11 protein-coding genes are annotated in these 12,470 nt (G+C 69.1%); 6 read left to right on the top strand and 5 right to left on the bottom strand.

Annotated elements, in window-relative coordinates:
* The first annotated feature begins 31 nt into the window (after positions 1-31).
* The 3 genes from U5798_RS03045 to U5798_RS03035 all read left to right on the top strand — a co-directional run bounded on the left by U5798_RS03045 (position 32) and on the right by U5798_RS03035 (position 4,121).
* Complete coding sequence (locus U5798_RS03045) at positions 32-1,312, top strand: Zn-dependent hydrolase (RefSeq protein ID WP_322081125.1); 1,281 nt, start codon at positions 32-34, stop codon at positions 1,310-1,312.
* Entirely contained in the window at positions 1,309-2,811 is a 1,503-nt protein-coding gene (locus U5798_RS03040; RefSeq protein ID WP_124448719.1) for a M81 family metallopeptidase, read from the top strand. Before U5798_RS03045 ends, U5798_RS03040 begins: the two co-directional genes overlap by 4 nt.
* A 122-nt stretch (positions 2,812-2,933) precedes the next feature.
* Positions 2,934-4,121, top strand: coding sequence for a beta-propeller fold lactonase family protein (locus U5798_RS03035; RefSeq protein ID WP_124448717.1), 1,188 nt, complete (start codon positions 2,934-2,936; stop codon positions 4,119-4,121).
* Positions 4,122-4,194: 73 nt separating this feature from the next.
* Here the strand turns inward: U5798_RS03035 and U5798_RS03030 are convergent, their stop codons facing one another.
* Positions 4,195-4,329, bottom strand: coding sequence for a hypothetical protein (locus tag U5798_RS03030; RefSeq protein WP_006405345.1), 135 nt, complete (start codon positions 4,327-4,329; stop codon positions 4,195-4,197).
* 401 nt (positions 4,330-4,730) lie between these two features.
* Between U5798_RS03030 and U5798_RS03025 the strand changes: the two genes are divergently transcribed.
* A complete protein-coding gene (locus tag U5798_RS03025; protein ID WP_322081124.1) occupies positions 4,731-5,198 on the top strand; it encodes a hypothetical protein in 468 nt (155 codons plus the stop codon).
* An 86-nt stretch (positions 5,199-5,284) separates the two neighbouring features.
* A complete protein-coding gene (locus tag U5798_RS03020; protein ID WP_322081123.1) occupies positions 5,285-6,097 on the top strand; it encodes an alpha/beta hydrolase in 813 nt (270 codons plus the stop codon).
* Positions 6,098-6,154: 57 nt separating this feature from the next.
* Here U5798_RS03020 and U5798_RS03015 read toward each other — a convergent pair whose 3' ends face one another.
* Genes U5798_RS03015 through U5798_RS03005 form a run of 3 tightly spaced genes read right to left on the bottom strand, consistent with a single transcriptional unit; the run spans position 6,155 to position 10,223 of the window.
* Positions 6,155-8,143, bottom strand: coding sequence for a DUF4034 domain-containing protein (locus U5798_RS03015; protein WP_322081122.1), 1,989 nt, complete (start codon positions 8,141-8,143; stop codon positions 6,155-6,157).
* Positions 8,144-8,157: 14 nt separating this feature from the next.
* Positions 8,158-8,940, bottom strand: coding sequence for a DUF1266 domain-containing protein (locus U5798_RS03010; RefSeq protein WP_322081121.1), 783 nt, complete (start codon positions 8,938-8,940; stop codon positions 8,158-8,160).
* On the bottom strand, positions 8,934-10,223 hold the full coding sequence (locus U5798_RS03005) for a hypothetical protein (protein ID WP_322081120.1): 1,290 nt from the start codon (positions 10,221-10,223) through the stop codon (positions 8,934-8,936). Before U5798_RS03005 ends, U5798_RS03010 begins: the two co-directional genes overlap by 7 nt.
* Before the next feature lie 611 nt (positions 10,224-10,834).
* Here U5798_RS03005 and ampC point away from each other — a divergent pair.
* Positions 10,835-12,004: a class C beta-lactamase gene (ampC, locus tag U5798_RS03000; protein ID WP_322081119.1), complete on the top strand. Its 1,170-nt coding sequence runs from the start codon at positions 10,835-10,837 to the stop codon at positions 12,002-12,004.
* Between the two features lie 21 nt (positions 12,005-12,025).
* On the opposite strand, the gene U5798_RS02995 is transcribed toward ampC, so the two are convergent.
* Positions 12,026-12,397, bottom strand: coding sequence for a cupin domain-containing protein (locus U5798_RS02995; protein ID WP_415859482.1), 372 nt, complete (start codon positions 12,395-12,397; stop codon positions 12,026-12,028).
* Positions 12,398-12,470: the final 73 nt, after the last annotated feature.

Here is a 12,470-nt window from a genome sequence, read left to right as displayed (position 1 = left end):
CCGTGCCCTTTCAATGCGAGGAATGGCAACGATGCAAGTACAGGATTTGACTCCGGGCGTCGCGGCGTCCGGCTTGCGCGTCGATGGTGCGCGACTGTGGGACAGCCTCATGCGTCTGGCGCGGATCGGCGCGACCGAGAAGGGCGGAGTGTGCCGTCTCGCGCTCACCGAACTCGATCGCGAGGCGCGCGACCTGTTCGTCGCGTGGGCGAAGGAAATCGGTTGCACGGTGCGTGTCGATGCGATCGGCAACATCTTTGCGCGACGCGTGGGCGAACGGGACGACCTGCCGCCCGTGGCGACGGGCAGCCATATCGATACGCAGCCGACGGGCGGCAAGTTCGACGGCAACTACGGCGTGCTGGCCGGCCTCGAGGTGCTGCGTACGCTCGATGACGCCGGGGTGCGTACGCGCGCGCCGCTCGAGGTTGCCGTCTGGACCAACGAGGAAGGTTCCCGTTTCGTCCCGGTGATGATGGGTTCCGGCGTGTTCGCGGGCGCGTTCACGCTCGACCATGCGCTCACGCAATGCGATCGCGATGGCGTGTCGGTGCGCGATGCGCTGGCCGCGATCGGCTATGCGGGCGACGCGAAGGGCGCGCATCCGGTCGGCGCGTATTTCGAGGCGCACATCGAGCAGGGGCCGGTGCTGGAGGCGCACGATACGACGATCGGCGTGGTCGAGGGCGCGCTCGGGCAGCGCTGGTACGACGTGACTGTCCACGGCATGGAGGCGCACGCCGGCCCGACGCCGATGGCGCTGCGGCGCGACGCGCTGCTCGTCGCGTCCGATCTCGTGCGCAAGGTGAACGAGATCGCGTGTGCGCATCCGCCGCATGGGCGCGGCACGGTTGGCTGGGTCGACGTGCACCCGAACTCGCGCAACGTGATTCCGGGCCGCGTGACGCTGACCGTCGATTTGCGCGCGGCCGACGACGCGACGCTGACGGCGATGGATGCGCAACTGCGTGCGGCATGCGCCGACCTGGGCGCGGCGGCCGGGATGCGGATCGACATCGAGCCGGTCGTGTACTTTCCGCCGCAGCCGTTCGATACGGCACTGGTCGGGCAGGTCCGCGCCGGTGCGCACGCGCTCGGGCTGTCGTCGATGAACGTGATCAGCGGCGCGGGTCACGACGCCGTGTATCTCGCGCGTGTTGCGCCGACCGCGATGATCTTCGTGCCGTGCAAGGACGGGATCAGCCACAACGAGATCGAGGACGCCGATCCGGCGCATCTGGAAGCCGGCTGCAACGTGCTGCTGCAGGCGATGCTGGGTGCTGCCGGGATCGCGGAGGGCGCTGCGCGATGAAGATCCTGATCGCCCGGATGAACCACGAGACCAACACGTTCTCGCCGGTGCCGACGCCGCTTGCCGCATTCGGCCGCAACGGGCCCGACTGGGGCGGCGACGCGTATCGCGCGAACCACGGGATGCGCACTGCGATGGCCGCATTCATCGATGCGGCCGCGCGCGAGGGCGCCGACGTCGTGACACCCGTGTCGGCGGCCGCGAACCCGAGCGGGCCCGTCGCGGCCGACGCGTATGCGGCGATCTGCGACGCGATCGTCGCGGCCGCGCCCGGTTGCGACGCGGTGATGCTCGACCTGCACGGCGCGATGGTCGCCGAGCAGAGCGCGGACGGCGAGGGCGACCTGCTCGCACGCGTGCGCGCGGCGCTGCCCGATGCGCCGATCGCGGTCGCGCTCGACCTGCACGCGAACGTCACGCAGAAGATGGTCGACAACGCGGACGTGATCGTCAGTTTCAAGACCTATCCGCACGTCGACATGTATGAGACCGGCGAACACGCGGCGCGGCTGCTGCTCGACCGGCTTCACGGCCGTGCGCGGCCGGTGCTCGCATGGCGGCAGCCGCCGCTGATGGCGTCGACGTTGCGCAGCGCGAGCGCGGAAGGCGCGATGCGGCGCGCGGTGGAGGCCGCACGCGCGGCCGAAGCCGACGGGATGCTCGCGGTATCGGTGCTGCCCGGCTTCTCGCTCGCGGACATTCCCGCCCCGTGCATCAGCGTGGTCGTGGTGGCCGATGGCGACCGCGCCGCGGCCGATGCGGTGGCCGAGCGCATTGCGCGGCAGATCTGGGACGCGCGCGACGACTTCGTCTATCGCAGCGCGCCGCTCGCCGAATCGGTTGCGCAGGCTGCGGCGCTCGCACAGGGCGCGGACCGCCCCGTGCTGATGCTCGATCACGGCGACAACTGCATGTCGGGCGGCCCGTGCGACACGATGGACCTGCTCGAGGCTGCGCTCGCGCACGGGCTCGACGGCATCGTCAGCGGGCCGTTGTGCGATCCCGAGGCCGTCGCCGCGCTGATCGACGCGGGTGTCGGCGCAACGGTCACGGTGCCGGTCGGCAACCGGCTGCCGTCGCATGGCGGCGTGCGGCGCGAGCCGTTCCGTGCGACGGGCGTCGTGCGAGCGATCACCGACGGCGAATACGTGATCACGGGGCCGACGTATACGGGGCAGCGCGCGTACATGGGCCGCGCGGCCGTGCTCGACATCGGCGCGGCCACGCTCGTCGTCACCGAGCGCACGCAGGAGCCGTGGGATCTCGGCGTGTTCGAGAGCGTCGGCGTCGATCCGCGCCGCGCCCGTTTCCTGCTGCTGAAGTCGCGGATGTATTGCCGGCCGGTGTTCGTGCCGATCGCGGCGGCGCTGGTCGAATGCGACAGCCGCGGCGTGACGGGCTCGGACTACGGGCTGTTCCGTTACGAGCGGCTCGTGCGGCCCGTGTATCCGCTCGACGATGCCGCACAGTGGGAGTCGGGCGCGCGATCTGCAACCTGACGGATCGCGGCGCGAGACACCGGATCCGCGCGCTTTCGGGCATCATGCGATGGCGTCGACCCGTCGAGCAGCAGGGTCGTGCCATTCATTGCGTCCGCAACCGATCCGGAGAACCGACCGCCATGCATTCGAATCCCTTCCGCCTGCGCAGCGCGCGCCTGCTCGCCGCGCTGACCCTCGCCACGACGGCCGTTGCCGTGCACGCCGCCGACTGGATCGTGTCCGGCAACGACGGCAAGTACCAGCGCGTCGAGGGCCGCGACACCTATCTGCCTTCCCCGCCCGCCGACACGCTGACGCTGCTCGACGCCAGCACGTTCCCGCCGAAGGTCGCGCTGCAGGTCGACGTCGAGAACGGCATCCAGGGCCCGCCGCAGGCCGTCGCGATCACGCCCGACGCGAAGCTCGCGCTCGTCGGTGCGCCGACGCGCTACGACACGGCCGCGAAGCAGCTCGTGTTCGATACGTTCCTGCAGGTCGTGACGCTCGACGCCGCGCCGCCCGCGATCACGCGCATCGAGCTCGGCACGCATCCGCAAGGGATCGCGATCGACCGCTCGGGCCGGCTCGCGCTCGTCGCCAATGTCGACGGCAGCGTGTCGATCCTGCGCATCGATGGCACGCAGGTGACGCTCGACGGCAACCTGAAGATCGGCAAGAAGCGGCTGGCCGGGATCAGCTTCACGCATGACGGCAAGCACGCGCTCGTGTCGCTGCGCGACGAGCAGGGCGTCGCGGTGCTGAACGTCGACGACGGCAAGGTGACCGACAGCGGCACGCGCCTGAGCACGGGCGTCGCGCCCTACACGATCGACGTGTCGAGCGACAACCGCTGGGCCGTCGTCAGCAACGTGGGGCTCGCGGGGCTGCCCGGTTATACGGGCACGCTCGCGGGCGATGCCGATTCGGTCGCACTGATCGACGTGTCGCGCGTGCCGTTCCGCACGGTCCAGTACCTGACGGTGCCGTCGCTGCCGGAGGGCGTCGCGATCTCGCCGGACGGGAAGTGGATCGCCGTGCAGGCGATGGACGGCTCGAACCTGACGCCCGACAACCCGGGCCGCCACAAGCTCGGCAAGGTGCTGCTGTTCGCGATCCGCGACGGGCAGGCCGTGAAGGTGAGCGAGCTGCCTGGCGGCGAAGCCGCGCAGGGCATCGTGTTTACCGCCGACAGCCGGCACGTGATCGTGCAGTTCAACGTCGAACGGCAGCTTGCGCTGTATGCGGTCGAAGGCGGCAAGCTGCGCGATACCGGCAAGCGAATCGCGCTGACGGGCGGGCCGTCGTCGTTGCGGACGCTGCCGCGCTGACGCGCACGGCGTCCCGCTCGTTCCTCCCGGTGAGTTCATGCGGCGCCCGGATTTACGGGGCGCTGACCGGGCATTACGGACGCAGCAGATCGAACCCGCCGAACACGACGACACCGCTGAGCGCGATCATTGCGACGGAGTGCTGGCCAAAGTAGAGAATCGCGGCGGCAAGCCACGTCGTGATGCAGAAGGCGCCGATGCGGGCCATCGTGTGTTCCTCGAATGCGTGATGAATGAAGCGCGCGCCGCATGGCGTTCGCCGCTCGAACCGGCGAGCGGGTCACGAAGGCGGACGGAAAAGGCGACCCGCTGCGCTGCGATTGCGGCGTCGGCACGCGTAGCATGCGGCGCCGGACAGGGCGGGAGTCGATACCGGCGACGTTGCGCGTAGGCGCCCGAAGGCGGTCGGCGCGCGATTCCGGCCGGCGAATTCGCGATTTTACCAGCGCTGCCGCGGCGCGAATCTGGCCCTTTCGCGACCGGAACGGGGCGATTTGCGAAGCATTCGTCCGATCGCGGTACTCAAGTTTCGTGTGACGAATGCCGTAAACGAGTTGGAAGGCTTTCCCGCCCCGTCACGATTCGTATACCGACCCACGGACCGACACGATGCAGATCGATTTCTCCACGACCGCGCGCGCCTCGCTGGCCGACAGCGGCGCAACCGCAAACCCGGCGGCCGCCCCGGCCGCAACCTCGTCCACCGACGGCACGACGTCTGCCACGGGCAGCACCGGCGCGTCGGGCACGAGCAAGACCAACGGCACCCAGGCGGCCGGCGACACCGGCGAAACGCTTGGCGCGGCGGGTGCCGCGTCGGCGGAGGACCCGGCCGTCGCCCAGTTGAAGGCATTGGTCGAGCGGCTGCAGAAACAGCTCGCGACACTGGAACGGCAGATGGCGGACGCGGCCCGGCGCGCGAAGGACGATCCGTCCGCCGTCATCGAGCAGCAGACGCTGGGCGCGGAAGCCAGCTCGATCTCGGCGGCGCTGTCGACGGCGATCTCGCAGCTCGCGGCGGCGCTCCAGAAGTCGGGCAACCCGTCGTCGGGCGGGCTGGTGTCGACGCAGGCCTGACGGTTTCGCGCGGCGCAGCCGTCACGGCTGCGTCGCCCGTACGCATTACAATCGCAGCTCGTCTCATTCGAAAGGATGGCAGAACGATGCATGCGGAACTCGACGACGACGAACTCGTCCGCTTCGACGCCCACGGCGGCACGCCGCTGCCGCCGGCCGATGCCGAAGGCTGGCTGGAACACGACGGCGCGCGCATCTGGCACGCGTCGTTCGGCCATGGCCCGCCGGTCGTGCTGCTGCACGGCGGCCTCGGCCACGGCGGCAACTGGGGCAACCAGGTGCCGGCGCTGCTCGCGGCCGGCTACCGCGCGATCCTGATCGACAGCCGCGGCCACGGCCGCAGCACGCGCGACGCGCAACCCTATTCCTACGAACGCATGGCGTCGGACGTGCTCGCGGTGCTCGATGCGCTGCACGTCGATCGCGCGCGCTTCGTCGGCTGGAGCGACGGCGCGTGCATCGCGCTCGTGCTGGCGGCCCGCGCACCGGAACGCGTGGCCGGCGTGTTCTTCTTCGCGTGCAACATGGACCCGAGCGGCACGAAGGAGATGGTGCCGGGCCCGCTGATCGACCGTTGCTTCGCACGGCATCGCAAGGACTATGCGCAGCTGTCCGCGACACCCGACCAGTTCGACGCGTTCGTCGCGGCCGTCAGCGAAATGATGCGCACGCAGCCGGATTACAGCGAGCAGGATCTCGCGGCGATCGCGGTGCCGGTGACGATCGTGCAGGGCGAGCATGATGAATTCATCCGGCCCGAGCATGCCGCGTATCTGGCGCGCACGATTCCCGGTGCAACGCTGACGATCCTGCCCGGCGTGAGCCATTTCGCGCCGCTGCAGCGCCCCGCGCGATTCAACGCGGCGATGCTGGCGTTTCTCGACCGGCTGCCGGGGTGACGCGCGGACGGCACGCGCGGCGCGTTGCCGGGCGCGCGCGTTCGATCCGCACTTCGTTCACACCATCACGTTGTCGGCGCCCGGAATCTCGTGCGCCTTGATCTGCTTGCGGTGCAGCTTGTACAGCAACTTGCCGAGCATGCCGTCCTCGTGGCGCAGGCGCGTGATGTTGCGCACGTAGGCGTCGTCCGGCGCAATCGCCTGGGCACCCATGATCCAGCGCACGCTTTCGCGATAGTTGTAGAGCGACTTGTCCTCGCTGTCGGCCAGGATCGACGACAGCGCGGCCATGGCGGTCGGATGGCCGCCTTCCGCATGGCGCCGCAGTTCGTCGACATATCGATGGCGCGACGGGAGATCGTCGACGTCGGCGATGAACATCAGCATCGTTTCGAGGCCTTGGCTATGGCCCATTTCGTGTGCCTTGCGCGCGGCCTCGACCGCCTCGACCTGCATGCGCATCCGTTCGGCCGCGTCCTTGCTGGCCCCCGCGATGTGAAAGTACGCATACCCGAGCTTGTACGCGGCCATGTTGCCGTCGTCCGCCATCGACTCGCGGTAGTAGTGGGCGGCGCGGTACAGGTCCTGCGTGACGTGCATGCCTTCGTCGTAGAAGCATCCGAGCAGGTAGTCGCACGAATCGCCGCCCGCCTCGTAGCCGAGCTCGCACAGCGCGACCGCGTCGGCCGGGCGGCGGCCTTCGTCGCGCATCGCGGACGCGAGCTGGTTCCACGCGAGCGAGCCGGGCTCGTTCTCGCGCGCGGCCGCGAGCCAGGCGGCGCCGCGTGTCTCGTCACGCGCGAAGCCGAACGTGCCGGTACGGTGTGCGTAACCGCGCAGGATCATCGCCGCCGTGCATGCGCGCACATCCGACGCGCGTTCGATCGCGCGGGTCAGCCACGTGCCTTGCGGATCGAGATCGAGCACGAGGCGCACGCCCATCGCCATCGCGTGGTTGTCGTCGATCGGCTGATTGCGTTCGGCTTCCTGCAGGCGCGCATAGGCCTGTTCGTATTCGCTGCGCATGAAGTGGCTGTGCGCGAGCCAGTGCAGCGTCTCCCAGCGGTGATACGGATGCAGCGCGGCCTGCGCGCGTGCGAGCGTCGCGGCCATCGCACGGCGCGCGTCGTCTTCGTCGTCTTCCGAATCGAGCGTATTGCCGGCGTAGTCGTCGCGCCAGATCTCGTGGCGCAGCCTGTCCTTCTCCACCGCATCGAGGTGCGCGCATGCATCGGAATCGACGAACGCGCGGATGTGGTCGTGCGAGCCGCCCCAGCGCGGCTGCATGTACCAGATGAACGTGCGCATCGGGAAGAACAGGCTCCGGTGGATGTGCAGCGTCGCTTCCATCCAGTACCACTTTTCCTTGCGCAGCTTCTTGCCCTGCACGGGGCCCGGCAGCGCGTCGGGAAATTCCGCCGGGCACGCGACCGGCACGTCGGGATTCAATCCCGAGCGCGCAAGCATGCGCTGCACGTCGGCGCGCGTGGCTTCGTCTTCTGCGCCGACGTTCAGGTGCAGCTCGGTGACGGGCCAGCGGCGCTCGCGGACGAGCTGCGTGAGCCACTCGGGCTCGCCGAACGACGATACGCTCGTGAAGATCACCTTCGGCGCGCTCCACATCGTCGGCGCGAGCACCAGCGCGCGTAACGCGGCGACGATCGTCATCGCGGCGCACGCATGCGCGCAGATCCAGCCGGCTTCGGTCACGGTCTCGGCCCAGCCGGAACCGCGGTATTCGTAGGCCCAGTGGTGCCAGTAATGCGCTTCGCACAGCCACGCGTGCGCGGAGCGCGGGTTCGCGGCTTGCCAGGCGCGCAGCCGTGCGAGGCCGTCCGCGCCGGCGTCGATGCACGGCTGCAGGTCGGCCGGCAGCGCGTCGACGTACAGCGCTTCGGCCGTGCGGTCGGCGAAGCTGGCGGCGAGCGCGGCGTCGAGCTGCGCGTCGAGCGCGGCAAACTCGCCCGCGCGCAGCAGCGTGTCGATGTCGCAGATGAACCATCGGGACTTCGCGGGCGGGATCAGGTCGGCGGGAACGGAGGACATGTCGGTGTCGGCGGTCATGACGAAACGGGTTGGGGATCGAAGATGCGGTAGCGCTTCCACGGCAGCGAAAGCCAGTTTCCGGACGGATTGCGCAGGTGTTCGCGCACTTCCTGCGTGGCGCGCGACGACGCGGGGCCGTCCTGGCCGCTGCCGCGCAGCCAGTGCTGGCGCGCCCGTGCATACGCGAGCCCGAAGTCTTCCCAGCTGTCGAAGCTGTCTTGCGCGCGCTGCGCGTTGAGCAGCAGCACGACCCACGCGTGCTGTTCGGATGCCCAGCCGAGCAGCGCGATGCAGCGCACGAGGAACGCGGTGCGCGCGCAGTCGAACGCCAGCGCGTCGCGCACGCGGCCGACGGCGGCGAGCTGTTCGTAGAAGCCTTCGTGCGAGCGGCCGACGCCGCGGATCCAGCCCGCGAGGATCGACGGCACGCGCTGCACGATCTGCCACTCGGGCAGGTCGGCCGGCAGGTCGAGTTCGCGCCGCATCTGGAGTGCGAGTTTCTCGCGCTGGGCATCGGGCAGCGTGTAGACGAGGTCGTCGCAATCGCAGCGCAGCCCGTTGCGGATCAGCAGGATGTCGGCGAGCGCCAGCGCCCAGCGGCGGCGATTCGGCGGCGCCTGGTCGGCCAGCGAGTGCGCGAGCCTGACGGCCGTGGTCTGCCGCACCGCTACCGCGCCGTCGGCCCCCGCGGCCTGATCGGCGTCGACTTCGCGCACCATTCGCGCGGCGACCCGAAACGATCGCCACACGTACCACGCGAGCCACAGCACGGCGATTCCGATCAGCAGTTTCAGCATGATGCGCTCCCGTCTGCCGGCGCAGGCAGCGCGAATGCCGCGCACAGCGCGGGATCGATCGCGATGCCTTCGATTTCGAAAGCGGCCGTTGCCGGTGGTGCATCCGATTCGCGTGCGGCCGGCAGTGCATCGGCCGGCAACGCATGGCGTGCGGCAGCCGCGACGGCCGGGTCGATTTGCCGGAGCTGGCCGAGCGCGTAGGGCGCGTTGCGCAGCAGCAGCCATTGCAGCACGGCCGGCGGCTGCGGGAAATGCTCGATCAGGTGGAAGTTCTCGCTCATCACGCTCAGCAGATGGTCGGGCGAGCGCACGTCGGTGACGAAGGTCCACGTGCCGACGGCCGCGCCCGGCGCGTCCGGCTCGAACACGAGCCCCATGCCTTCGCAATCGAGGTGACGCTCGCCGCGCGGCGCGAGCGCGCGCAGGAACTGGCGTACGTCGTCCGCATAGCGGCGCACCGGATGGCGGTTCTGCTTGCCCTTGATCTGGTCGATGCGCAGGCCGTCGCCGGCCACCTGCAGGCTGATCGTCACGTGAGGCTGGTTGCCCGCGCCGCGCAGCGTGAACAGGCGCAGCCGGCCTTCCTGCGCGGCCTGCGCGTACTGCTCGCCGTAGCCGCCGCGCAGCCGGCGGCGATCCGCGAACTGGCCGAGGCAGTGCTGCATGTAGAACGACTCGTAGGCCAGTTCCTCGCGCAGCGCCGCGTGCTCGCCGATGAATTCGAACACGATCCCGTTCGGCGTGCGCAGCACTTCGCGCAGCGCGAGGCCGCTGCTCGGCACCCAGCCCTTGTCGCGACGCGCCTGCATCCGCTGATGCTCGCGCTCCCACATGTCGAGCGCCATCGTGCACGTGATGCGTTGCAGCTTCTGCGCGAGCCGCGTGCCGGCGCGCGAGCGCAGGAATTCGACCAGCACGCGCTCGCGGTCGATCAGCAGCATGTGCTCGGGATCGATGAAGTAGAGCGGCGCCGGTTCGACGGCCCGCGGCGCTGCCGCGTCGACCGCCGTGCCGGATGCCGGTGATGCGCGGAACCGGCGCACGAGCCAGTCGGGCGCCGGCCGGTCGGCGCCGGCGAGCGCGCGGTAATCGGCGAGCGACTCGAGCGGCTGCGCCTGCTCGAACGCGCCGACAACCCACCGGAAGAAGTGGTTGCCGAGCCACGCGAGGATGTCGGCCGGATCGCCGCGCTCGGCGCTGCGGCGCGCGATGGCCGCCTTGATGTCGGGTGCATTGACGACATCGCGCGGCCGATAGGCGGACGCGGCCACGGTTTCTGTCACGAGGTCACTCTCCGGTCAGGCGGGGCGTGCGCGGGCAGTGCGCGTGAGACCCCGGCGGTGCTTTCGGCTGGCGGGCGAAGCCGCGGACGTGCGCGCGAGCGATGCGCGGCAGCGTTGCGGTTTCCCGATACAGGTTGGTCGGTGCGTGAAAATCACGCGACCGGCCGGCAACCAGCGACGCGGGAGCGGGCGATCAACGAGTGGCGATTCATTGTTTCTCTCAGGATGGGTTTTATTTTTTGCTTTCGCGAGTCTACTGCGATCCGCGCGGGTGAATCAATCGCGCGGCATGCCGGCGTCGGCGAATCTGACAAGAGTTATCTCTTTTTCATGGATTTTTTATGCGGCGCCATTCGGCGCCGGATTCGATGCTGTTAAAACCGACAGGTTTTCCCGCGCAAACCGGTCGGTGGCCCGCGATTGCGGCGATGCAATCCGGCGCCTCGCGTATCTCATAAGATTTTCTTTAGGCTCGCGTAACATATCGTCGATTGTTGGCGGCCGGCCCGCAGCGGATAGTCCTGCTTCGACAGGCCGGCCAGCACGATCGTCGTGTGGTCCGTACCGGCCTGTTGCTCATGCAACCATCCGATACCAAAGGAACCGCAACCATGCGATTCAACGTGACACGCTTCGCCGCGACGCTGCTCGTCGTCGCGTGCGCCACCGCCGCGGCCGGCCGCGCGGCTGCCGCCGCGCAGGACGACCTCCATGACACCGTGACCCGCCACATCGCGCCGCTGATGAAGCAGTACGCGATTCCCGGCATGGCGATCGGCATCGTCGCCGACGGCAAGCCGCACGTGTTCGACTACGGCGTGATGTCGACGCAAACCGGCAAGCCCGTCACCGGCGATACGCTGTTCGAGATCGGCTCGGTCAGCAAGACGCTGACCGCGACGCTCGCGGCGGATGCGCAGGAGGGCGGCGAGCTGTCGCTGGCGGACCCGGCCGCCAAGTATCTGCCCGAACTGCAGGGCAAGCCGTTCGGCGTCGTCACGCTGCTCCAGCTCGGCACGCACACGCCCGGCGGCATGCCGCTGCAGGTGCCGGACAGCATCCGCGACGACGCTGACCTGATCCGCTATCTCGATGCGTGGCGGCCCGCGTATGCGCCGGGCACCTGTCGCACGTATTCGAACGTCGCGATCGGGATGCTCGGGTGGCTTACCGCGAAGGCGATGCACAAGGACTTCGCGGCGCTGATGGAGCAGCGGCTCTTTCCCGCCCTCGGGATGACGCATACGTACATCGACGTGCCGGCCGGGCGCCAGGCCGACTACGCGCAGGGCTATACGCAGGACGGCAAACCGATTCGCATGAAGGGCGGCATGCTGTGGCAGCCGGCATACGGCGTGCGGACGACGGCGGCCGATCTGCTGCGCTTCGTGCAGGCGAACATGGGGCTGGTCGACACGGCGCCGCGGCTCAAGCGCGCGCTCGAGCACACGCACACCGGCTATTTCCGCGCGGGGCCGCTGACGCAGGACCTGATCTGGGAACAGTATCCGTACCCGGTTGCATTGCCGACGCTGCTCGAGGGCAATGCACCGAAGATGCTGTTCAATGCGACGCCGGCCAGCGCGATCAAGCCGCCGCTCGCGCCGAGCGCCGACATGTGGATCAACAAGACAGGCTCGACCAACGGCTTCAGCACGTATGTCGCATTCGTTCCGTCGAAGCGGATCGCGATCGTGATGCTCGCGAACCGCAGCTTCCCGATCGAGGACCGCGTAAAGGCTGCGTATGGGATTCTCGGCGCGCTCGGCGGCGAGCGGTAACGTTTCCGCTGGCGTCGCTGCTTACTCGGGCGGATGCTCGTCGTACGCGACGAAGATTTTTCGCGTGCGTTCGACGACTTCCCACGTGCCGCTGAAGCCCGGCGGAATCGTGAAGCGATCGCCGGCGCGCACGGTTTTCGTGTTGCCGTCCCGATCGGCGATCACGGACGTGCCTTCCAGGATCTCGCAGTATTCGGCTTCGGTGTACGCGACGTGCCAGCGGCCGGGTGTGCTCTCCCAGATGCCCGTCGAGAAGCGGCCGCACGGGCTCGTGAAGCCGGGCGTAAGCGCCTGCAGCGGGTCGCCGGCAATCAGCTTCGCGGGCGGCAGGCGGTATTGCACGGGCTCGCCGCTCGGGGCGAGTGCGTCGGTGATGGTGGAAATGTCGAGCACGGCTGGCATCCTTCGTCGAATGGAAATGAACGCGCCGGCGGCGCGTTCGCATGATTTCACAGTTGCGGGCGGC

Origin of the sequence: Burkholderia sp. BCC1972, from assembly GCF_905339605.1 — a bacterium.
Taxonomy (GTDB): domain Bacteria; phylum Pseudomonadota; class Gammaproteobacteria; order Burkholderiales; family Burkholderiaceae; genus Burkholderia.
The sequence above is the reverse complement of the archived record's forward strand: the minus strand, read 5'-3'. Positions and strand labels throughout refer to the sequence as shown.

Coding starts and splice junctions, on each gene's coding strand:
- U5798_RS03045 (WP_322081125.1), top strand. CDS start 32: ATGCAAGTACAGGATTTGACTCCGGGCGTCGCGGCGTCCGGCTTGCGC.
- U5798_RS03040 (WP_124448719.1), top strand. CDS start 1,309: ATGAAGATCCTGATCGCCCGGATGAACCACGAGACCAACACGTTCTCG.
- U5798_RS03035 (WP_124448717.1), top strand. CDS start 2,934: ATGCATTCGAATCCCTTCCGCCTGCGCAGCGCGCGCCTGCTCGCCGCG.
- U5798_RS03030 (WP_006405345.1), bottom strand. CDS start 4,329: ATGGCCCGCATCGGCGCCTTCTGCATCACGACGTGGCTTGCCGCCGCG.
- U5798_RS03025 (WP_322081124.1), top strand. CDS start 4,731: ATGCAGATCGATTTCTCCACGACCGCGCGCGCCTCGCTGGCCGACAGC.
- U5798_RS03020 (WP_322081123.1), top strand. CDS start 5,285: ATGCATGCGGAACTCGACGACGACGAACTCGTCCGCTTCGACGCCCAC.
- U5798_RS03015 (WP_322081122.1), bottom strand. CDS start 8,143: ATGTCCTCCGTTCCCGCCGACCTGATCCCGCCCGCGAAGTCCCGATGG.
- U5798_RS03010 (WP_322081121.1), bottom strand. CDS start 8,940: ATGCTGAAACTGCTGATCGGAATCGCCGTGCTGTGGCTCGCGTGGTAC.
- ampC (WP_322081119.1), top strand. CDS start 10,835: ATGCGATTCAACGTGACACGCTTCGCCGCGACGCTGCTCGTCGTCGCG.